This is a genomic window from Erwinia sp. 1181_3, from assembly GCF_052824965.1.
In genome coordinates, this window is the sequence record NZ_VTDE01000005.1 from 204307 (window position 1) to 225534 (window position 21228).

The following is a 21228-nucleotide window of genomic DNA, read 5'->3' on the forward strand; positions in this document are numbered from 1 at the left end:
CAAAGAGGGAGGTCATACTATGGGATGGGAACTGCATATCACTCGGGGAGAACATTGGTGGGATGGCCAACATCACCCGATTGACAACAAAGAGTGGGTTCAGTTGGTTAACAACGACGATGAACTCTCATTTGACCCCATCAATGGTGATCATTTTGCACTCTGGAAACAGGAGGAAACTCACTGGCTGGAGTTGAATGAGGGAAGAGTCTCAGCAAAGAGACCTGAGCAGGCCCTTTATTGCAAGATGCTTGATATCGCGGTCATCCTCAATGCTAGTGTCATGGATGAGGAAGACCGCATATATCGATTGCCCGGCGATTTACTTAATCCGCCCTCGGCACAATCAAAACCTAAACTCTCCTGGCGGCAAAAAATGTTTAACTTTATAAGAAGGTGAAACATTTATCTGAGCCCTGGCAATCAGCTGCGGCAGGCGCAGCCGCACTGGGCCATTTCGCCATGCACTTCGCGGCTGAGGTGTGAATGACGGATCTTCAGTTCACCTTTGCGCCAGGCCCCCTCTTCATCCGCGCGGTTGTCGAGCAGGCGGTTCAGCGCTTCGGTAATCTGCAAGTCGCAGCGCTGCGCCCAGGTGGTCAGGTTCCACATGGAAGAGCGGGCTTCTCCTACGTCATCAAAACCCACCACCCCGATATGTGCACCCTGACCGAAGTCGCGGATCGCCTGCATCGCACCAAAGGCCAGCACATCATTTTCGCAGAACAGCGCATCCACGCGCTCAGAGGCCCAGGTGTTTTTCAGGTAGGTCATCATCGTCTGATAGGCCATTTCCCGATCGTAGTGACCCGCCACCAGCACTTTATCCAGCGTTTTATGCGCGGCATCCAGACTGGCGACGTAGCCCTCCATACGCAGCAGGTGGGTCGACGATGTCTCCTGGCCTTTCATATAGCCAAAACGGTGATAGCCCTGCGACAGCAGCAGACGCCCGATCTCGGCGCCGGCGGCATACCCGTCCACACTCACCACTTCAACATCGGCACTGTCGGTACTGCGGCACACGTGAATACTGGGGATCTGGTGCAACTCGTCCACGGCAACAATCAGTTCATCACTGAAGATGGTGGCCAGGAACAGCAATGCATCAACCTGCAACTGCCCGGCCATTTGCAGCACTGACTGGTAGTTCGCGTCAGAATCCACATTCAGCAGCAGTGCCATATAGCCGCGCTCATTCAACTGACGCGTAACCTCGTTGAGCATTTTCAGTGTGTGGGGATTGGTAAACTCATCGGCCACCACCCCAATAATATGGGTTTTTCGCTGCTTCAGGCTGCGTGCCAGCAGGTTAGGCCGAAAGCCGAGTTTTTTCGCCGCCGCCAGCACTTCTTCCCGTGCCAGCGGGGAGATTGAGGCATCCGTTTTGAACGCCCGCAGCACGGTCCATTTAGAAACCCCGGCAAGTTCTGCCACATCACTGGCCGTCGCTTTCTGAGTCTGTTTTTCTTTCACTGTATTTTTCATGATGAGTTAAACGCCCGCACTCCGGTGGCTGAACCTGTTGCCAACAGAATAGAGTAATCTCGCCGCCCCCAAAAGTACGGGGTGGCGGATGTGTGATTTCCCCCGCCTTTACGTCCCCCTTTATCATCAACATGTTACATCGATGTTTATTATTGCTACCGTTGGCAACATCCTTTGCCAACGGTAGCAAAGTCAGGTAAAATCCGACCCCGCTCACACTATTGCCATAACCCACTGTTTTTAAATGACTAAAAACCGCATTACCCCATCTTTTGCTGTGGTTAATATTTGGCGAAAAACCGCCTTTTGAAAAAAATGTTATCAGTACGTGGCAGAAAGGTGCAACGCGGTGCAAAAGGAAAGTGGTGCAAGCGCATAACAACTTTAAATATTTCTTCATTGATGTCGGGCAAGAGTCGATTCACCTATCGTCCTGAAAAGGAATTGTTCAGTATGGAAAATATCTCATCATGAAAAACAGTCGCAATATTCTGGTTACTATCATCGGGATAGCCTTGGTACTTCTGGGCCTGTCCCTTGCCGGTGGCGGTATCTACCTGATCACCCTGAAGGGGTCCTGGTTCTACCTCCCTGCCGGCCTGGCGATGGCCGCCACCGGTCTGGGACTGGTCAGGAGAAATGGCTGGGCGCTGTATCTCGCCTGGGCATTACTGATTGTCAGCCTGATCTGGGCATTCAGTGAAGTCGGTACTGACTTCTGGCAGTTAGTGCCGCGTACCGTCACCTTCCTGGTTGTCGCATTGCTGGCCACGCTGTGTGCCCCGCTGTTGCGCAAAAAAGACCAGACCCGCGTCATCGGCTGCAAAGTGGCAGGCGGTTTCTCCGTGGTACTGGCTATCGCTATCGTGGCGATTTTTGCCAACATGTTCCGTATCCATCCGGAAGTGGAAGCCAGCGGCGAGCCTGCCGCCGTTCTGGATGAAAAAGCAGCTGACGACAGCGGCAACGACTGGGCGGCCTATGGTCGTAATACCGGTGGTCAACGTTTCGCGCAGTTCAACCAGATCAATACCACTAACGTGAAAGATCTGAAGGTTGCCTGGACGTATCACACGGGCGATCTGGCGATTAACGGCTCCGAATATCAGGTTACGCCACTGAAAGTCGGTAACACCATGTACCTGTGTACCCCGCTGAACAAAGTCATTGCACTTGACCCGGTCACCGGGAAAGAGAAGTGGCGCTTCGATCCAAAAATCGAAGAAACCGAGGGTAACAAGCAGTGGAAACGCTGCCGTGGCGTGGCATATACCGAGCTAAGCCCGGCACAACAGGATGGCACTCCGCCTGCGATTGCCGGTAACAAACGCATTATCAGCACCACCGTTGATGGCCGCATCTTCTCGCTGGATGCCGAAACCGGCAAGCTGGACACTCGCTTCGGTGACAACGGCTTTGTGAACCTGCTGAACGGCCTTGGCCCAACGGCGCATGGCTCTTACTATCTGACGTCTGCGCCGCTGGTGGCTGATGGCGTGGTGATGGTCGGCGGTAAGCTGAACGATAACCTGACCACCGGTGAAGCCTCCGGCGTGGTGCGTGGTTTTGACGCCCGCAGCGGCAAAATCCTCTGGGCATGGGATGCATCCCGTGGCGCGAAAGACAGCTCTCCGCTGCCGGAAGGCCAGACCTACGCCATTGAAACCCCGAACTTCTGGGGTACGGCGGCCTATGATGCGAAGCTGGGCATTGCCTACTTCCCTACGGGTAACCAGACGCCTGACTTCTGGACCGGTAACCGTCATGACTATTCTGATGAATACAATGACGCTATCGTTGCCGTTGAACTGAAAACCGGTAAAGAGATCTGGCATTTCCGTACCGCCAATCACGACCAGTTTGACTATGACGTCTCTTCCCAGCCGATCCTCTACGATATGCCGGGCAAAGATGGCACCACCACGCCAGTGCTGATCCAGTTGACCAAACGTGGCCAGATCTTCGTGCTTGACCGTCGTACCGGTAAGCCAGTGGTGCAGGTTGAGGAACGTAAAGTCTCTACCGACGCGATGCCGGGCATGAAAGTGGCGGCAACTCAGCCGTACTCGGCGATCTCCGTGGGCACCGCCGCGTTGAAAGAATCTGACATGTGGGGCGCTTCCATCTTTGACCAGCTTTACTGCCGCGTGCAGTTTAAAGAGATGCGTTGGGAAGGCGAGTTCACTCCGCTCTCTGACAAAAAACGCACCCTGATTTACCCGGGCTACTACGGTGGCTTCAACTGGGGCGGCGGGGCGATTGACCCGTCTACCGGTACGCTGATCGTCAACGATATTCGTATGGCGCAGTGGGGCAAATTTATTAAACGTGAAGATGCCGAGAAGAAAGGGATGAAAGCCAGCACCGAGGGCGAGTACTCCAAACAGCTGGGTACACCGTGGGGCGTGGAGCGTTCGATGTTTATGTCGCCACTGGGTATTCCTTGCTTCAAACCGCCGTTTGGTTCGATGACCGCTATCGATCTGGCAACCGGCAAAACCCGCTGGCAGATGCCGATGGGCAGCATTAAAGATGCGCCAATCAATGGCGTGGCACCGGGTCTGGATATCCCACTGGGTATGCCAACCATGGGTGGCCCGCTGGTGACAAAAGGTGGCCTGACCTTCTTCCACGGCTCGCTGGACTACTTCGTTCGTGCGCTGGATAACAACACCGGTAAAGAGTTGTGGCGTGGCCGTCTGCCCGTTGGCGGACAGGGCGCACCGATGACCTATATCGCGGAAGACGGTAAGCAGTACGTGGTCGTAGTCGCAGGCGGCGCTACGCGCACCGGCACTAACGACAACCGTGGTGATGATGTGATTGCTTACGCGCTGCCATAAGCCTGACGCATTCTGAACCCGGTAAGAACGAAACAGGCCAGCGATTGCTGGCCTGTTTTTTTATGGGTCTGATAGCCCCCTGAGTCGAACAATGCTCTAATGGATTATTGCCATTTTGCGCGGTGTGTCGCGAATTCTGACGGGCCAGCCAATACGCCAGGCCCGCTTAAAGGGACTCAATGAAACTCGTTTCGCTTTCTGCTTTGGTGTTTTCCGGCCTGTTTGCGTTCTGTGCCAGCGCATCGGCAAAATCATTAGAAGACTTCAATCACTTGCCCCCCGTCTATGGCAGTTCGGATCAACTCTCCCCTGAACCGCATTTGCTGGCAGAATTTAAAGATAAAAAATTTGTCTGCCGCACGGAGGAAGACGCCACACCGAAGGAAAGCCCCGCGGCAGCCGCGGCCTTCCGCCAGCTGGTGGACTATGCAGCGGAGGGCGACCCGGTGGACAACTTCTGGCTGGATGCCGGGAATCGTAAAAAACGCGAAGACCTGCTGGCAGCCGCGGTGAAGGCCGGAAGCTGGAAGGCGATTTACCTGGATACTCTCTGGACGCTGCGTTATCCGGCCAGTCCTGAAGCCGCAACACAGGCCAGTGCCACCCTGCAAAAGATGATTCAACAGGGTATCCCCATCGCCATGTCTGACTATGCCGCCTCACTCTATGGCCGTGATTACAACACCATGTATACGCTGCTGTCAGCGGCGGTCGATCACGGCAGCCCGCAGGCGATGGACCTGGCCGGTGGGACCATTGTTCCGCAGGCCAGAGAGTTGCATCCGATCGGCAAAGCGATGCTGGAATGTGCCGTTAAACAGGGTTATGCCCCAGCGTATGCCAGCCTTGGCAAGCTGGCATGGATGCAGGGACATCGTTTAGACGCTTACCGACTGTGGGCAAAAGGGGTGAATCTGGGATGCGCCGCATGCAGTTCTCCCCTCGAGTCGCTGGCCCGGGTGCGATCGGGCTACAACACCGCCACCCCGATGCTGGATCTCATGCCAGAGCTGGCCGCGATTAATGCATTCTACAGCAACAACTTTTTCTATGAATTGAGTAACCTACGCGACTTTGAACGCCCCTTACCTGAAAAACTGGCGTTTCATCTCAATGACAAAGAGCTGTTAAAACTGCTGAAACTAGAGCAGCGCTGATGATCAGACAGGGAGGCTGGACAGTGAAATCGTTACTGCTTTTTCTGCTGGTGCTACTGTCGGGGTGTGATAACGCCAGTACGCCAGTGACCCGCACCGTAAAGGTGTGGCTGGGCGACAGTATCGAACCGATGCAGGCGGCATTAGGCAAGGATCTCACCCGCGACTGCGATGACACGATGTGCTGGTATAATTTCACCAAGCCCTCGAAAAGCGGCAATACCCTCAATCTGATCCTCGGCGGCGATCGCTCTTTCACCATCAATGGTGTGTTCTCTTTTTCCGCCCCGGTCTACAAAGAGAACCACGATCGTTTTGATGAAATCAATATTTACCCTCTCGGCCTGCCGGAAGACAGCCTGCTGGCGGATAGCCGCGTGTGGTTCTATCAACTGGTCGGCCGCCTTCAGGCTGCCGGTTGGCAGCGTTTTATCACCCAGAATGAACCGCGTCTTCCGGGGTCTGAAGTGGCTAATGCCACGCGGATTGAACAGGTGATGACCGCTTCCAGCCTTTCGACACCGTTTAACGATCCGTCATCCCACCTCAATAACGCCCAGTGGCTGGCACTGCCGTTTTTAGCGGACTGGTATTTTTATCGTGGTAACGAATACCTGACCCTCAGCGCACAGCGTGAGAACAGTAAAACCGCGCCCGCCGAGCGCGGCACTTATCTGTTCACCCTGGCGTTCCGTAGTGAGGAACAGACGTACCAGGATTACTTCAAGTATGAGGATCGCCACCGCTGGAAAACCCTGCTGCCTGCATTACTGAAAAAGATGGCCACACAGCGTGCGCAGCAGGAAGCACGACTGCGCGCGGCAGGCATCAGGATTGATGAGAACTATCGCGACCCGGTGATTCGTGCACTGAGTGTGCCCTAAGCCCGTGACAGGAACCTGTGATTAGCAGGTCAATGTAGGGGTCAGGCATGCCTGACCCCCTGCGATCAGAACGCAAAGCAGGAACAGCCCAGCGCGCCCCAGAAAGCATTGTCATCGGATACCGGCACGCTGGAACGGCGCGCGACATCATGCGAATGACTGTGCACACCACAAGGTCCGCTGCACTGGTGCGGCTGTGAGGCAAAGGCTACGCGGCCATTCGCCAGCGGTGGTGCACTGCGGTAATGGCCTGGCGTGATCACTACCGGAGACCATTCCGGCAAGACCGGTATCAGCGGCGGTGACAACGGGCTGAAACTGCCTGCGGCATACACCACGTCGCCATTCACCACGGTCAGCACCGACTCAATGCTTTTGATCGCCTCTTCGTGCACGCTGAAATAATCCTGTGACAGGATTGCCAGGTCTGCCAGTTGCCCCACTTTGATCTGCCCTTTTTTCCCCTGCTCGCTGGAAAACCAGGCGCTGCCCTGCGTCCACAGCATCAGCGCCGTTTCACGGTCCAGACGGGCATTGACGTCATACATCGCCATACCGCCCACGGTGCGGCCAGACACCAGCCAGTAGAGCGCCGTCCACGGGTTGTAACTGGCCACTCGGGTGGCATCCGTGCCCAGACCAACCGGCACCCCCGCTTCCAGCATTTTCGCCACAGGAGGCGTTTGCTTCACCGCTTCATGACCGTAGCGCTCGGCAAAATATTCGCCCTGAAACGCCATGCGATGCTGGACCGCAATCCCGCCGCCCAGCGCTTTAACCCGCTCGATATTGGCTTCGGTAATGGTCTCTGCGTGGTCAAAAATCCAGTGCAGACCGTTGAACGGAATCTCCCGGTTAACCTTCTCGAACACGTTCAGCATACGGCTGATCGATTCGTTATAGGTGGCGTGCAGACGGAACGGCCAGCGGTGTTCGACCAGGTGACGTACCACACGCTCCAGCTCATCTTCCATTCCGGGTGCCAGGTCCGGACGCGGCTCCAGAAAGTCTTCAAAGTCAGCGGCCGAGAACACCAGCATCTCGCCCGCGCCGTTATGGCGATAAAAGTCTGTGCCCTGCCCCGGTTTCAGCATATCGGTCCAGCGTTCAAAATCTTCCAGCTCGTGACCCGGTCGCTGAGTAAACAGGTTGTAGGCAATGCGTACCGTTAGTTGCTTTTTCTCGTGCAGTTCGCTGATCACCTCGTAATCATCCGGGTAGTTCTGGAAACCGCCGCCTGCATCAATGGCGCTGGTCAGGCCCAGACGGTTCAGCTCGCGCATAAACTGGCGGGTGGAGTTCACCTGCTGTTCCAGCGGCAGCTTCGGCCCTTTTGCCAGCGTGGAGTACAGCAGCATCGCGTTAGGACGGGCAATCAGCATCCCGGTCGGGTTGCCGTTACCGTCGCGCTGGATCTCGCCGCCCGGGGGGTTTGGCGTATCTTTGGTATAACCCACCACACGCAGGGCGGCACGGTTCAGCAGCGCACGATCGTAGAGGTGCAGAATAAAGACCGGCGTGTCCGGTGCGGCTTCATTGATTTCATCCAGCGTTGGCATACGGCGCTCGGCAAACTGGAACTCGTTCCAGCCACCGACCACACGCACCCACTGTGGATTTGGCGTACGCAGCGCCTGCTCTTTCAGCATACGTAAAGCATCGGCCAGCGACGGCACGCCTTCCCAGCGCAGCTCAAGGTTGTAGTTCAGCCCGCCGCGGATCAAATGCAGATGCGAGTCGTTCAGCCCCGGGATACCGGTGTGGCCTTTCAGATCCACCCGCTTTGTGTCATTCCCGGCAAACTGCATCACTTCTGCTTCGCTGCCTACGGCCAGGAACTTACCGTCTTTAATCGCTACCGCCGTCGCCAGTGGGTTTTCACGGTCAACCGTATGGAATTTACCGTTGGTCAGAATCAATGAGGCATTATTCATCATTACTCTCCAGGCTGGTTTTCCCGCGCGGGGACAACCAGTCGTTTAATAAGCGCGTTATCGCCGGCATCCACAGATACACCACCAGGCCAACCACGCAGGCATCGTTAAGAAAGTGTCCCCACAGCGTTCCTTTACTGGCGGGCAGCAACGCCCCCCAAAACCAGGGAACCAGATTAGTGGAGGGAAAAATCACCACCAGCGTCACCAGAAACTGTTTCCACTGTTTCGGTGCTGCCCGTCCCGGCTCGGCCGGGGTAAACCAGAACGCCGCCCCGGGGCGCATCTCAATATGCTCCTGCCCCGCCAGCATCCCCGCCAGCTCTCCCACACGCGCCGCCCGCTGTGGCGAGTTAAGCCACTGATAAAGATTATCCAGGTTGTCGAATCTGACCAGTATCGTCCAGGTCATTTCACCGTGTACCGGGCGCAGTACATTCACGCCAAGATGACCGGGGAACAGCGCCGCCTGCGGTAAAATAGTTTCCAGCCAGCGTTGATAGTCGTCTTGCTTCGCGGGCAGCAGGCGATGCGTAATCACCAGGGTAATGTGTTCAGGCTGATGGGGGTAATCCACGACGTTCTCCTTAATGCCCCCCGCCAGGGGGGCCAGGCCATCAGGCTTTGCGCGCCGGGGCGTTGTGTACCATCGTGTAGGCGTAATCCACGCCCATGCCGTACGCTCCGCTGTGCTCGCGCACCAGATCCATCACGTCGTCGTACGTCTCTTTACGTGACCAGTCGCGCTGGTACTCCAGCAACACCTGCTGCCAGGTCACCGGGATCGCGCCCGCCTGCACCATACGGTCAATAGAGCGCTCGTGCGCATCCACGCTGGTGCCGCCGGACGTATCGGTCACCACGTAAACTTCGAAGCCCTCTTTCATCGCCATCAGCGCCGGGAAAGTCAGGCACACTTCGGTCCACAGGGCCGAGATAATCAGCTTCTTACGCCCGGTGGCTTTCACTGCCTGCACGAACGCTTCATCTTCCCAGGAGTTCATCGAGGTGCGCTCAATCGGCGTAGACTCCGGGTGCACCGCCAGCAGCTCCGGCCAGATATAGCCGCTGAAGCTTTCGGTTTCCACCGAGGTGTAAATCGTCGGCACGTTAAAAATCTTTCCTGCTTTTGCCAAAGCAACGGTGTTATTTTTAAGCTGCTGACGATCGATGTTGGCAACACCGAAGGACATCTGCGGCTGATGGTCGATGAAAATCAGAGTGGAGTTCTGTGGGTCCAGCAGGTCGAATTTAGACATTTTTTTATTCCTTTTACGTTTCAGGTTTCGGGTTTGTCTTGCGTGTTAACACAATACGAAATGGCCGCCCGGGTTGATAACGGAAAGAATTGAGGTTGTTGTTAAACAAATTTTGGGTTTGGGGAAAACCATGCGATTAAACCTTGAAGCGCTGCTGATTCTGGATGCACTGGACCGACACGGAACCTTTGCCGCAGCGGCGGCCAGGCTGTTTAAAACCGCCTCTGCGCTGAGTTACACGGTGCAAAAGATGGAAAGTGATTTGAATATCACGCTGCTGGATCGCTCCGGTCATCGTGCAACATTTACCCCTACCGGGCGCTTAATGCTGGAAAAAGGTCGCATTCTTTTGCGCGCCGTGGGGGAGCTTGAGCAGCAGGCGCAGTATGTGGAAAGCGGCTGGGAAAGTAAGCTCACGATCAGCCTTGATGCTTCGGTGCCGTTTTCCCTGCTCTCTGGCCTGATTGATGCGTTTTATCAGGAGCATCATCATACTCAGTTGCTGTTCCGCCAGGATGTGCTGGCGGGCTGCTGGGAGGCGCTGAGTTATGGGCTGGCCGATATTGTATTCGGCGCGGTTCAGGAACCGGTGCGCCACAGCGGTGTCAGCTGTGTGCCGGTTGGCTGGCTGGAATATGCCTTCGCCATTGCGCCCCATCACCCGCTGGCGGCGCTGCCTGCCCCATTATTGCGTGAGCAGATCCGCCAGTACCGCGCGGTAGTGGTCCACGACAGCTCACGCCATGCCGAAGGCACCGATTTACGCGTACTGGATGAGCAGCCGATTCTCAGCGTGCACAGTTTCAGCGATAAACTGCAGGCACAGGTGGACGGGCTGGGCTGCGGCTATCTCCCGCGCTATCTGGCGGCCCCGCATCTGGAAAGCGGCGCGCTGGTCGAACGCCAGCTGGACAGTGAAACCCGGCGTGACCAGGCGTTTCTGGCCTGGAGCGACAGCGCCACCGGGAATGCGGCCATGTGGTGGCGTGAGCGGCTCCAGAACTTCGAGGGTATTCGCAGCGTGTATGCCGCGGAGTGAATACTGCGCCCGGGGTCACCCGGGCATCAGCCTTTGCCGCTCTTAGCGGGCGCGTGTGGTTGTCCACTGCACGGCAAATACGCTCGCCAGCACGACAACCAGCCCCAGTAATGCCGTACCGGTGATGGATTGCCCCAGTAACGCCCAGCCCAGTACCACGGCAGCCAGCGGGCTAAGTAAACCTAACGAAGCCACGGCCACCGTCGGCAAACGGGCCACACCGCGGAACCAGAGTGAATAGGCGAGCAGTGCCCCGGCCAGGCTGAGATAGCTGTAGGCGGCCCACTGCGTCAGCGTCAGTTCCGGCAGTGGCGCATCGATCTGCCACGCCACGGGCGCCAGCATCAACCCACCAATCACTAACTGCCAGCCGGTGAGCGACAGCACGGGGAGATCCACTCGCCAGCGGCGCGTCAGCCAGACGCCTGTCGCCATGCAGGCGGCGCCCAGGAATGCTGCTGCCATGCCGAGGGGTTCGAACACCGTCTGTGGCGAGAGCAGCAACACGGCCATTCCCACCACTCCCGCCACCGCGGACCACAGTGTGGCTTGTGCCGGTGATCGGCGATCCACCGCCCAGACCAGCACCATCACCAGCAACGGCTGGATAGCGCCCAGCACCGCAGCCAGGCCACCGGGCAGGCGATAGGCAGCGACAAACAGCAGAGCCTGGAAGACACCAATGTTTAAGGCACTGAGCACGATCAACCGCCACACGTCACGCCGGGCGGGCATCTGTCGCGTGAAAAGCAGCAGCAACAGGCCTGCGGGCAACACGCGGATTAATGCCGCGGTGAATGGCCGATCGGGTGGCAGAAGTTCAGAGGTCACAATATAGGTGGAGCCCCAGATGGCAGGGGCCAGGGCGGTCAGCAAGACATCGCGCCAGTAGCGCAAAGAGGGTGTAGTGTTCATGACATTACCTTCAATTCAAGATATTATGATTCTGTTGATCAACTATCTTGAAGTCAAGGCAAATGAATAATCGAACCCCTCCAACGCCGCGTGATGCGGTCGATATCATTCTCGAACAATGGCGGCGCGAACGCCCCGATCTGGATGCCAGCCCGATGGGGCCGATCGGACGGATAAAGCGTTGTGCCATCCTGCTTGAGCAGCAGTTGGAAGTGGGTTTTGCCCGCTTTGATTTAGTGAGCTGGGAGTTCGATATGCTGGCCACGTTGCGTCGTTCTGGCGCACCTTATTGCCTCAGCCCGACCGCACTATTCTCCACATTGATGGTGACATCGGGCACCATGACCCACCGTCTGAAGCGGCTGGAAACCCGGGGGCTGATAATGCGTACAGCCAGCCAGCAAGATGCACGCAGCACCCTGGTGCAGCTCACACCCGAGGGGCTGGAACTGATTGAACGCGCCGTGGGGCCGCATGTTGAGAACGAACGTCAGATGCTGTCGGTGTTGCCCACGGAGGTGCTGGCGAGTCTTGATGCGTCTCTCTCTCAGCTGATGCAGGCGTTAGAGTGCCAGCAGGATAATACGAACAAGACGTAACAAAAGGGCCGCAATAACGGCCCTGGAGGGAGGATTATCATGCAGTCAGTCATATCGATTCTGTCGGTGGGGAGTGGGAGCCTGCGCTGTTCGTTGATCGCTGCGAGATCACTGCCCTTCAGCCCAGCGAAATAAAGTGCCTGACCAACGGTTTTTCCTCTCCCTGATGGAAACGGGTCACGCTGCTTTGTAAATCCGCATCGGCATGGGAGACGCGCTGATGCTGACGCAGATGCTCATGCCAGGACTCCACCAGGAACCACTCGATCAGCGTCGTGGCATCGTGGCTGTGCTCGGCAATGCCCCAGGCGTAAGCCCCATCACGGCGGCGGGTAAGCGACAGTTTTTTAATCTCTGCCAGAAACGCCGGACGATCTTCGGGTGCGACCTGGTACTCAATCTGAATCATCACCGGGCCACGATCTGCCGTGACGGGTGTTTCTAACGCGGGCTGATCCCAGTGACCGGACGGTTGCAGGTCAGCCTCGCCTGCCGGAAGTTTAAGCCGCAGACACAACAGCGCGGAAAGCGTCAGCGCCACAGCGGCAATCAGCAGGGTTCCCACCAGGCCGGTTTCCTGTGCCACCAGCCCCCAGAACAGACTGCCTGCGGCCATGGCACCGTTGAAAATCATCAGATAGACCGCCAGACCGCGACCCCGCACCCAGTCGGGCAGCACCGCCTGCGCCACACCGTTCAGTGAGGTCAGCGCAATAATCCAGCTGATGCCCAGCAGCACCATTAGCGGCAGAGCCAGCGCTTTGATCGGCAGCAGGGCAATGACCACCATCACCAGCGCGGAAAGCCCCGCCGACAGCAGCATTAACCCGTCAATGTTCATCCGCTGACGCAGGACAGGCAGCAGCAGCGCCCCGGTAATCGCCCCGATACCAACCGCGCCCAGCAGCGTGCCGTAAAACCCGGCGCTGCCCTGTAACAGATGACGCGCCACCAACGGCAGCAGTGCCCAAATGGCGCTGGCAAAGAAGAAGTAAATCGCGGTGCGCACCAACACCCGGTGCAGTTCGCGACTGGCTTTGACGTAGCGAATGCCCGCGCGGAATGCACCGAAAAAATGTTCGGACAGTGCATTTTTCGCTTTATGCGGCCGCTTCCACCAGATCAGCGCAGCGATAACGAACACATAGCTCAGGACATCCGCCCCGTAGGCTGCCCAGGCACCGAGTGCTGCCAGCAGCAGACCGCCGGTTGCCGGGCCCACTGCACGGGCGATATTGATCCCCAGCGAGTTAAGCGCCACCGCATTCTTCAACTGCGGACGAGGCACCAGCTCCGGCACAATCGCCTGCCAGGCCGGGCCCATCAGCGCAGCGCCGATACCGCCAATAAAGGTCAGTGCCACCAGATACTCGACGGTCAGCAGATTATTATGCGAGAGGATCAGCAGCGTACCGCTGACGCTGGCCAGCAGCAGCTGGACAAAAATCAGCAGGCGACGGCGATCAAGAATATCGGACAGCACCCCGGCCGGTATTGCCAGCAGGAAAATCGGTAAGGTGGCGGCAGTCTGCATCAGTGCGACAGCCGCCGGGTTAGATGACAGCCCGGTCACCAGCCATGAACTGGCCACATCGCGCATAAAACTGCCGGTATTGCCGAGGATGGTCGCGGCCCAGATCACCGCAAACAGCCCTTGCTTAAGCGGCGCAAAAGCACCGGATGACGTTGTCTTCATGGTCAGGCTCCAGGACGAAGTGCAGCAACCGCCTGTTCGCCCATGCCGTACGCTCCGCTGTGCTCGCGCACCCGATCCATCACGTCGTCGTACGTGTTCTGTGGGTCCAGCAGGTCGAATGTAGACATGGTCAATTCCTCTTTTCGTTATCAGTAAGCGATGTAGTGAGCGAGTGTTTCGCTGCTGGAAACAAGACTAATGGCGACTAGAATTTGCTGATAGCGGAAAGAACTGGGCAACTCGTTAAGATTTTTTTGTTAGTCACAACATCACGTCATCCATCCACCTTCGAGGAAACAGAAATGAGCACATTCACTACGCAGGACGGCACGCAAATTTATTTCAAAGACTGGGGCACGGGTAAGCCGGTCCTGTTCAGCCACGGCTGGCCGCTGGATGCCGATATGTGGGACAGTCAGATGAATTTTCTTGCCGAACGCGGCTACCGCGTTATCGCCTTTGACCGCCGTGGCTTTGGCCGCTCTGACCAACCGTGGGAAGGGTACAACTACGATACCTTTGCGTCAGACATCAACGACCTGATCCAGCACCTTGATCTGCATGACATTACGCTGGTGGGCTTTTCAATGGGCGGCGGCGATGTGTCGCGCTATATCGGTCGCTACGGCAGTGAGCGCGTCAGCGGGCTGGTGCTGCTGGGGGCGGTGACGCCGATCTTCGGTAAGACGGACGACCATCCTGAAGGAGTGGAAAAAGCGGTATTTGACGGTATTCGTGATGGATTACGCAAGGATCGTGCGCAGTTTATCAAAGACTTTGCCACGCCGTTCTACGGCATTAACGCCGGGCAAACAATTTCCGACGGCGTGCTGGCCCAGACGCTGAATATCGCGCTGCTGGCGTCGCTGAAAGGCACTATTGACTGCGTGACGGCGTTTGAAGAGACTGATTTCCGTGGCGATATCGCGAAAGTGACCGTACCAACGCTGGTGATCCACGGCAGTAACGACCAGATTGTGCCGTTTGAAGCCACTGGTAAACTGGCTGCCGCGATGATCCCCGGATCGGAGCTGAAAGTGTACGACGACGCGCCGCACGGCTTTGCTGTGACCCATCAGGATCAGTTAAATCAGGATCTGCTGGCGTTTTTGCAGCGGTGATATTATCGCAGGCGGGGCATGCCCCGCCCCTACACTTTGCAGGGTAATACGTAGGGGTCAGCATGCCCCGCCCCTACTTTGCAGGGTCATACGTAGGGGTCAGCATGCCCCGCCCCTACTTTGCAGGGTCATACGTAGGGGTCAGCATGCCCCGCCCCTACTTTGCAGGGTAATACGTAGGGGTCAGGCATGCCTGACCCGCATCAGCTGCGCGCCGCCAGCCACACGGCATAGGCCTCATCCCAGATGGCGGCAGGCGTTCCTGCCTTGCCAAGGCCAAAACCATGCCCCCCCTGCGAAATACGGATCATCTGCACCGAAACCCCGGCCTTGCGGCAGATATCGTGCATGATCACGCTGTTTTCCGGGTCTGAGGTACGGTCATCTTCCGCCTGAGCGAGGAACAAGGGCGGGTAAGCACGGGTGACATAGTTCTGTACTGACCAGTTGGCCTCTTCCGCCGGGGACGGATGATTGCCCACCAGCGACAGATGCGTATTGGTGTGCGTGTAAGGGGGTTCGAGGGTGATCACCGGGTAAATCAGCCCCACGCTATCAGCTTTGGGGACAATCTGGTCAATCGCATCCTGCGGAGCATAGGACGCATAATCCGGGCGCGCCGCCGCCAGACCCAGCATATGTCCACCGGCCGAGAAGCCGAGCAGGTGCACATTGTTTTCCATTGAACGCACCAGGCGAATCGCCCGCTGTGCATCCTGAAACGCCACGCGGTTGCCATCCTGCCAGTGTTCACCCGGCAGACGATAGCTGAGCACATAGGCGGTATAGCCTTTGCTGTTCAGCCAGCGTGCCACCGGCCACCCTTCCCGGCCCATGCCAATCCAGCGATAGCCACCGCCAGCGGCGATCAGTACCGCCTTACCGTTAGGATTCTCCGGCACAAAGCGCTGAATGCCCGGGCTGACAATGTTTGACCACGATCCATTCGCAGAAATGCGCAGCGCTCCCGTCGGGCCGCCGCCGCCTGGCGGTTCGTCCGGCCATAGCGGGAAAAAGTCCTGACGGGCGAACAGCTTATCGGTGCTCATGGCAAGCATAAACGCGCCGGTGCCCAGGATGAACCGACGGCGACTAATCAAGATGCATGTCCAACATTCTCAGCAGAAAACAGGGAAGGTATTGTTGAGCCACTAAGGAATAGGCTCAGTGGCGAAATAGTATGCATATCGAAAAGAAAATGCCACTGAGATCACATTTTTTTCATCTGGGAATGGAAAATAGTCAGGAAGGTGTCTAACAGGCCCTGGAAGCCAGGGCCTGGCGGGGATTATTTCACGTTTTTGCTGGCAAAGGTTTCGTAGTTATCTTTGGTGATCACCTGATACGGGATCCACATAAACTTGTCGCCATTTTTGCCATCAATAACCTGTTTTGCCATGGTGACCGCGCCTTTACCCTGACCTGCGGCATCCTGGAAAACGGTTAATGCCAGTTTGCCGTTTTTAATAAATTGCAGCGCATCCGGGGTGCCATCGATCCCGGCGACCAGGATATCTTTCTTGCCGCTCTGGTTCAGCGCCATGATTGCGCCAATCGCCATTTCATCGTTGTTAGCAGCAATCGCATCGATCTTATTGCCGGACAGCAACCAGCCGGAAGTGACATCCACGGCTTCGTTACGCATCCACTGGGCAGACTGCTTCTCAACCACTTTCATCTCTTTATATTTGGCGATGACATCTTCCGTGGCTTTGGTGCGCTGACGTGCTTCTTCTGCCGACAGGGCGCCCATCAGAATGGCGACGTTACCTTTGTAGTTCATTTTTTTCGCCAGCGCTTCCATCTCCATGCGCCCGCCCAGCAGTGAATCGGAGCCAACATAAGCCATTTTTCCGCTCAGTTCGACTTCCGGTTTACGGTTAACAAAAATCAGTGGGATATTGGCGCGTTTTGCCGCCTCCATCATCGGTTTTACCCCCTGGGTATCCACCGGATTGAGGATGATGGCGTCCACGCCCTGGTTAATAAAGTTCTCAACCTGCTGTACCTGTACCGCGATATCACCTTTAGCATCTTCAAACTGTCCCTGGATCTTCTCTTTTTCCATCTCTTTCGCCATCTGCGTACGCAGAATGGAGACAAAGTTAAGATCGAAGTTCGCCAGTGCAACACCGATACGCAGATCTTTTGCCTGGGAAGCGGGTGCCAGTGCAAGAGCACCAATCAACAGTGCGATTTTATTCACGTTCATGGATGGATTCCTGTAGGTGTAGGTAAGTTATTATTTTGAGTAGTGAAAAGAATGAACGGTGCAGGTCCTCCTGAAAAAAAGCGGCCAGGGCTGGCCGCATCATGTTTAATTAATCAAAGTGCGCTTTAAAGCTTGCCAGGGCCGCTTCGCTGTCCCCTGACGCCCAGCCTTCAAGTGCAATGACCCCCCGATAATTCATGGCCCGCAGGGCTTTCGCCACTGCACGGTAGTTAATCTCACCTGTCCCCGGCTCACAGCGGCCCGGTACGTCAGCGACCTGGATTTCACCAATCGCATCGCCACTGCGCTGCACCAGTTCGATCAGATTGCCTTCGCCGATCTGCGCGTGGTACAGGTCAAGATTCATTTTCAGATACGGGCTGTTTACCGCCTCCACCAGCGCCAGCGTATCGGCGGCTTTGGCAAACGGCGTGCCCGGATGGTCAACGGCAAGGTTGAGATTTTCCAAGGTAAATACGCGCCCGGCTTTCTCACCCAATGCGGCTAATTTTTCCAGCGTACGCACGGCTTTTACCCACATCGGGCCAGTGACAATCTCCACGGGCTTGACGGGCAGCCCCTGATTATCCAGGCCGGTGCCGTGCAGGTTCAGGCTCGGGCAATTAAGACGTGCTGCCACGGCCAGCGACTCTTCGGCGCTGCTTAACAGGTTGGCGATCTCGTCATCGTCCGTCAGATTGCCGGTCAGGTAGCCGGTCATGGAGGTAAAACTCGCCCCCGTTGCAACCAGCGCATCGATGTCTTTATTGTTCCAGTGCCAGATTTCAACGCCAAAACCCAGTTGATGAATACGCTTCACACGTTCGATAAAGGGTAAATCCAGAAAAACCATTTCGGCTGAGACCGAAAGACGATAATCCGACATCGTTGTTATCCTCGTAATTGAATCGGTTTGCTCTGCTGAACAGAGGCAATACAGGCCAGCGCGATTTCCAGCGCATTACGCGCATCTTCGCCGGTGGCGCGTGGGGTTTCACCGCTGGCGGCACAACGGACAAACTCGGTCAGTTCGGCAATGTAGGCATCGGCCAGCAGGTCGGTATCCTGACGGGAGGTCTCAATGGCAATTCCGGCAGCGCCGTAGCGCACACAGTTATTGACGTTAATATTGCCCATCTGGAACATGCCGTTACTGCCGAAGACTTCCGCACGTACGTCATAACCATAGACAGCTTCAAAACTGGCATCCGCGACGGCAATCGCGCCGTTATCGAAACGAATGGTCACCACCGAGGTATCCAGCAGCCCTTTGTCTTTGAAGTCCGGGCGCACCAGCGCGTCAGCAATGGCATACACTTCCACCGGTTTCGCGCCGGGGTTGCAGTGCAGCAGCGTGTCAAAATCGTGGATCAGCGTTTCCAGATAGATAGTCCACGGCGGGATGCCGCTCGGGTCACGCAGTGGAGAAGGGTCGCGGGTCAGGGAACGGATCAGCTGCGGCGTGCCGATCTCACCCTTTTTGATGGCGTCCAGCGCGGCGGCGAAGCCGTTAGCAAAACGGCGGTTAAAACCCACCTGCAACACCACGCCCGCCGTTTTCGCGGCAGCAATCGCGTGGTCAGCTTCTTCGAGCGTGATGGCCATCGGTTTTTCACAGAAAACATGTTTCCCGGCCCGGGCAGCCGCGGCCACCAGCTCCGCATGCGTCCGTGCCGGTGTCGCGATCAGCACCGCATCAATGTCAGGATCGTCGAGCATCAACTGGGGCTCGCTATAATATTTGCCCGCGCCCAGCTTCTCCGCCAGACGCTGCGCAGCTCCCGGCACGGGATCGGCCACCGCGGCCAGCACCGCCCCCGGAACCTTTTGCGCCAGCGAGGTCGCATGGAAGCTCCCCATGCGCCCTGCTCCGATTAACCCCACACGCACGATCTGTTTTGTTACTGACATCTTGTTCCCCTTCAGGTGGCTGGCTGACTGTTTTTTTGTCGTTAAACAGACATAAGCAAACCCTATGCCAGAGTGCGGAACACTGCAGGGCGCGCCTTTCTCTTCCTGTCGCGATCACAAAATGCACACAAAAAAAACATGTCAACTTAACATGTCTATAAAATGGACATTCCATTAGTGGGAGGGAAGCAAAATGAATCAACCGACGTTAGCCGGTGCGATCAACGCAGAGTGTGATGGACAGCTGAGCCTGCCTGCGGGCAGTGAAGCCAGCCGCTGGGACAGCCTGCTGGAACAGGCGAGGCGGGATTTTGATGCCGGGCGCGAGCCGGAGTTTGTCCGCCCGGATGTCCTCAGTTCATGGAAAAGCAGCCGTGCTGCCGGGATCGATCCTGCGTATTTTGCTTACACCTTCCCACCCGAGGAACGGGTCAAACAGATTCTGGCCGACAATGCCGAGCTGATTGAGGTGGCGGGCAGCATTATGGAAAATCTGCTGGCCTATAACCCGGACGGCCACATTAATCTGACCAATGCGCAGGGGGTTACGCTCTCCTGCTGCGGTCGCGATCTGACCCCGATAGGCAGCATCCTGACCGAATCAGAGATGGGCACCAACTGTACCGCGCGCTGCCTGAAACAGCAGCGGCTGGTGTATATGCTCAACGGTGAAAACTGGAAAGCGGCCTTGCGTGAGCGCCATCTGCAATGTGCTGCCGCGCCCATCCGCGATGCTGAGGGACGGATGATCGGCGTACTGACGCTGACCGCCAGCCAGGACAATTTCCACTACCATACTCTCGGTACCGTGCAGGCGGCCGCCGAAGCGATCGGCCAGCAGCTGATCCTGCGTGCGTTGCTGGCGGAGCAGAAGTCGATCCTCGAAACGCTGAACGAAGGGGTGATCGTGCTCGATCGCTCAGGGGTGATCAAAACCATCAACCGCTATGCCCGACAGATCTTCCACGGACTGGCACGCGCCGGCCATCAAGTGGATGCGGTACTGAACCCGGAACATACGCGCCTGGCGACCATGACCTTCTGCAACGACCGCGAAATCGTCTTCAGCCCTGCCGAGAATCAGCGCGTCTGCTGCCTGGTATCGGTGATGCCCGCGCCAGGCGGCGGTAAGATTATCGCCCTGCGAGAGAATCAGCGTATCCGCGCCATTACCCGCCGGGTGATGGGGGCGAGCGCCAGCTATACCTTTGACATGCTATGCGGCAGCGCACCGGCTTTGCAGGTCGCGATGGATAAAGCCCGTAGCTGCTGTCGCAGCGACAGCACCGTGTTACTCACCGGAGAGAGCGGCACCGGCAAGGAGCTGTTTGCTCAGGCGATCCATAACGGCAGCCTGCGTTGCGGCGAGCCTTTTATTGCTGTTAACTGCGGTGCGCTGCCGCGCGATCTGGTACAGAGTGAGCTGTTTGGTTATATGGACGGTGCGTTTACCGGATCGCGGCGCGGCGGTGCCGCAGGTAAGTTCGAACTGGCAGAAGGCGGGACGCTGTTTCTTGATGAAATTGGCGATATGCCGCTGGAAGCGCAGACCAGCCTGCTGCGCGTATTGCAGGAGAGTGAAGTGGTGCGCATTGGCGCGTCGCAGCCGGTGAAAGTCAATGTCCGCATTATCGCGGCCACCAACTGCAATCTGATCCGGGCAGTGGAAACCGGCGCGTTTCGCCGCGACCTCTACTACCGCCTGAACGTGATTTCTATTCCCATTCCCGCCCTGCGCGAACGCAGCAGCGATATTCCGGCGCTCACCGAGTGGTTCCGCGAAAAAGTCTGCACCCAGCTGAAAAAGATCAACGTGCAGTTTACCGCCGGGGCAATGGACGCTTTAAGCCACTACCACTGGCCGGGTAACGTCCGTGAGCTGGAGAACATTGTTGAGCGGGTGATCAATATGAACGACGGACTGTTTATTGATGTGCCGGATCTGCCCGATGAAGTCATCCGGCGCACGTCCTCCACCCATGCGGCCCATCCCGCGGAGCCGCAGCAGGCCGTTCGGCTTGATGTGAATGAGCGCGCGCATATTATTAGCACGCTGGATGCACTGAACGGCAATCTGCGCCAGGCAGCTCAGTTAATGGGGCTGTCACGCGCCGGGTTATATAATAAACTGAAGAAATATCAGATCAGTGCTGACGAGTTTCGCCGCTGA

19 protein-coding genes are annotated in these 21228 nt (G+C 57.0%); 8 read left to right on the top strand and 11 right to left on the bottom strand.

Annotation, left to right across the window (positions count from 1 at the left end; genetic code table 11):
• The first annotated feature begins 19 nt into the window (after positions 1-19).
• Entirely contained in the window at positions 20-400 is a 381-nt protein-coding gene (locus FY046_RS15405; RefSeq protein ID WP_446186246.1) for a hypothetical protein, read from the top strand.
• Positions 401-423: 23 nt separating this feature from the next.
• Here the strand turns inward: FY046_RS15405 and FY046_RS15410 are convergent, their stop codons facing one another.
• Positions 424-1488: a LacI family DNA-binding transcriptional regulator gene (locus FY046_RS15410; protein WP_446186247.1), complete on the bottom strand. Its 1065-nt coding sequence runs from the start codon at positions 1486-1488 to the stop codon at positions 424-426.
• A gap of 470 nt (positions 1489-1958) precedes the next feature.
• Between FY046_RS15410 and FY046_RS15415 the strand changes: the two genes are divergently transcribed.
• The 3 genes from FY046_RS15415 to FY046_RS15425 all read left to right on the top strand — a co-directional run bounded on the left by FY046_RS15415 (position 1959) and on the right by FY046_RS15425 (position 6372).
• Positions 1959-4331 carry a membrane-bound PQQ-dependent dehydrogenase, glucose/quinate/shikimate family gene (locus tag FY046_RS15415; RefSeq protein ID WP_446186248.1) on the top strand — a complete coding sequence of 791 codons (2373 nt, stop codon included), beginning with the start codon at positions 1959-1961 and terminating at the stop codon, positions 4329-4331.
• A gap of 179 nt (positions 4332-4510) precedes the next feature.
• A complete protein-coding gene (locus FY046_RS15420) occupies positions 4511-5488 on the top strand; it encodes a hypothetical protein (RefSeq protein WP_446186249.1) in 978 nt (325 codons plus the stop codon).
• A 23-nt stretch (positions 5489-5511) separates the two neighbouring features.
• Positions 5512-6372, top strand: a complete 861-nt coding sequence (locus FY046_RS15425) for a hypothetical protein (protein WP_446186250.1) — start codon at positions 5512-5514, stop codon at positions 6370-6372.
• A gap of 65 nt (positions 6373-6437) precedes the next feature.
• On the opposite strand, the gene FY046_RS15430 is transcribed toward FY046_RS15425, so the two are convergent.
• The 3 genes from FY046_RS15430 to FY046_RS15440 are packed head-to-tail and all read right to left on the bottom strand — an operon-like array spanning position 6438 to position 9565.
• The gene (locus FY046_RS15430) at positions 6438-8309 is read right to left on the bottom strand and encodes an amidohydrolase (RefSeq protein WP_446186251.1); all 1872 of its coding nucleotides are present in this window, start codon (positions 8307-8309) and stop codon (positions 6438-6440) included.
• Complete coding sequence (locus FY046_RS15435) at positions 8299-8883, bottom strand: antibiotic biosynthesis monooxygenase (protein WP_133844403.1); 585 nt, start codon at positions 8881-8883, stop codon at positions 8299-8301. Before FY046_RS15435 ends, FY046_RS15430 begins: the two co-directional genes overlap by 11 nt.
• A gap of 40 nt (positions 8884-8923) precedes the next feature.
• A complete protein-coding gene (locus tag FY046_RS15440) occupies positions 8924-9565 on the bottom strand; it encodes a hydrolase (protein ID WP_446186252.1) in 642 nt (213 codons plus the stop codon).
• A 130-nt stretch (positions 9566-9695) separates the two neighbouring features.
• Between FY046_RS15440 and FY046_RS15445 the strand changes: the two genes are divergently transcribed.
• On the top strand, positions 9696-10604 hold the full coding sequence (locus FY046_RS15445; protein WP_133844407.1) for a LysR family transcriptional regulator: 909 nt from the start codon (positions 9696-9698) through the stop codon (positions 10602-10604).
• A gap of 42 nt (positions 10605-10646) precedes the next feature.
• Here the strand turns inward: FY046_RS15445 and FY046_RS15450 are convergent, their stop codons facing one another.
• Complete coding sequence (locus FY046_RS15450; protein WP_171149479.1) at positions 10647-11519, bottom strand: EamA family transporter; 873 nt, start codon at positions 11517-11519, stop codon at positions 10647-10649.
• Positions 11520-11581: 62 nt separating this feature from the next.
• Between FY046_RS15450 and FY046_RS15455 the strand changes: the two genes are divergently transcribed.
• Complete coding sequence (locus FY046_RS15455) at positions 11582-12118, top strand: MarR family winged helix-turn-helix transcriptional regulator (RefSeq protein ID WP_446186253.1); 537 nt, start codon at positions 11582-11584, stop codon at positions 12116-12118.
• A 118-nt stretch (positions 12119-12236) separates the two neighbouring features.
• On the opposite strand, the gene FY046_RS15460 is transcribed toward FY046_RS15455, so the two are convergent.
• On the bottom strand, positions 12237-13814 hold the full coding sequence (locus FY046_RS15460; protein ID WP_446186254.1) for an MFS transporter: 1578 nt from the start codon (positions 13812-13814) through the stop codon (positions 12237-12239).
• Positions 13815-13816: 2 nt separating this feature from the next.
• Positions 13817-13942 carry a hypothetical protein gene (locus tag FY046_RS15465; protein WP_446186255.1) on the bottom strand — a complete coding sequence of 42 codons (126 nt, stop codon included), beginning with the start codon at positions 13940-13942 and terminating at the stop codon, positions 13817-13819.
• A gap of 174 nt (positions 13943-14116) precedes the next feature.
• Between FY046_RS15465 and FY046_RS15470 the strand changes: the two genes are divergently transcribed.
• Positions 14117-14935 (top strand): alpha/beta fold hydrolase, encoded by an 819-nt coding sequence (locus FY046_RS15470; RefSeq protein ID WP_133844415.1) that lies wholly within the window; start codon positions 14117-14119, stop codon positions 14933-14935.
• Positions 14936-15138: 203 nt separating this feature from the next.
• Here the strand turns inward: FY046_RS15470 and FY046_RS15475 are convergent, their stop codons facing one another.
• The 4 genes from FY046_RS15475 to FY046_RS15490 all read right to left on the bottom strand — a co-directional run bounded on the left by FY046_RS15475 (position 15139) and on the right by FY046_RS15490 (position 19058).
• The gene (locus FY046_RS15475; protein ID WP_159337736.1) at positions 15139-15993 is read right to left on the bottom strand and encodes an alpha/beta hydrolase; all 855 of its coding nucleotides are present in this window, start codon (positions 15991-15993) and stop codon (positions 15139-15141) included.
• 230 nt (positions 15994-16223) lie between these two features.
• Positions 16224-17147 carry a substrate-binding domain-containing protein gene (locus FY046_RS15480; RefSeq protein WP_446186256.1) on the bottom strand — a complete coding sequence of 308 codons (924 nt, stop codon included), beginning with the start codon at positions 17145-17147 and terminating at the stop codon, positions 16224-16226.
• Positions 17148-17256: 109 nt separating this feature from the next.
• On the bottom strand, positions 17257-18033 hold the full coding sequence (locus FY046_RS15485) for a TIM barrel protein (protein ID WP_133844421.1): 777 nt from the start codon (positions 18031-18033) through the stop codon (positions 17257-17259).
• Between the two features lie 5 nt (positions 18034-18038).
• Complete coding sequence (locus tag FY046_RS15490; protein WP_446186257.1) at positions 18039-19058, bottom strand: Gfo/Idh/MocA family oxidoreductase; 1020 nt, start codon at positions 19056-19058, stop codon at positions 18039-18041.
• 193 nt (positions 19059-19251) lie between these two features.
• On the opposite strand from FY046_RS15490, the gene FY046_RS15495 reads away from it, so the two are divergent.
• Positions 19252-21228 (top strand): sigma-54-dependent Fis family transcriptional regulator, encoded by a 1977-nt coding sequence (locus FY046_RS15495; protein ID WP_421505087.1) that lies wholly within the window; start codon positions 19252-19254, stop codon positions 21226-21228.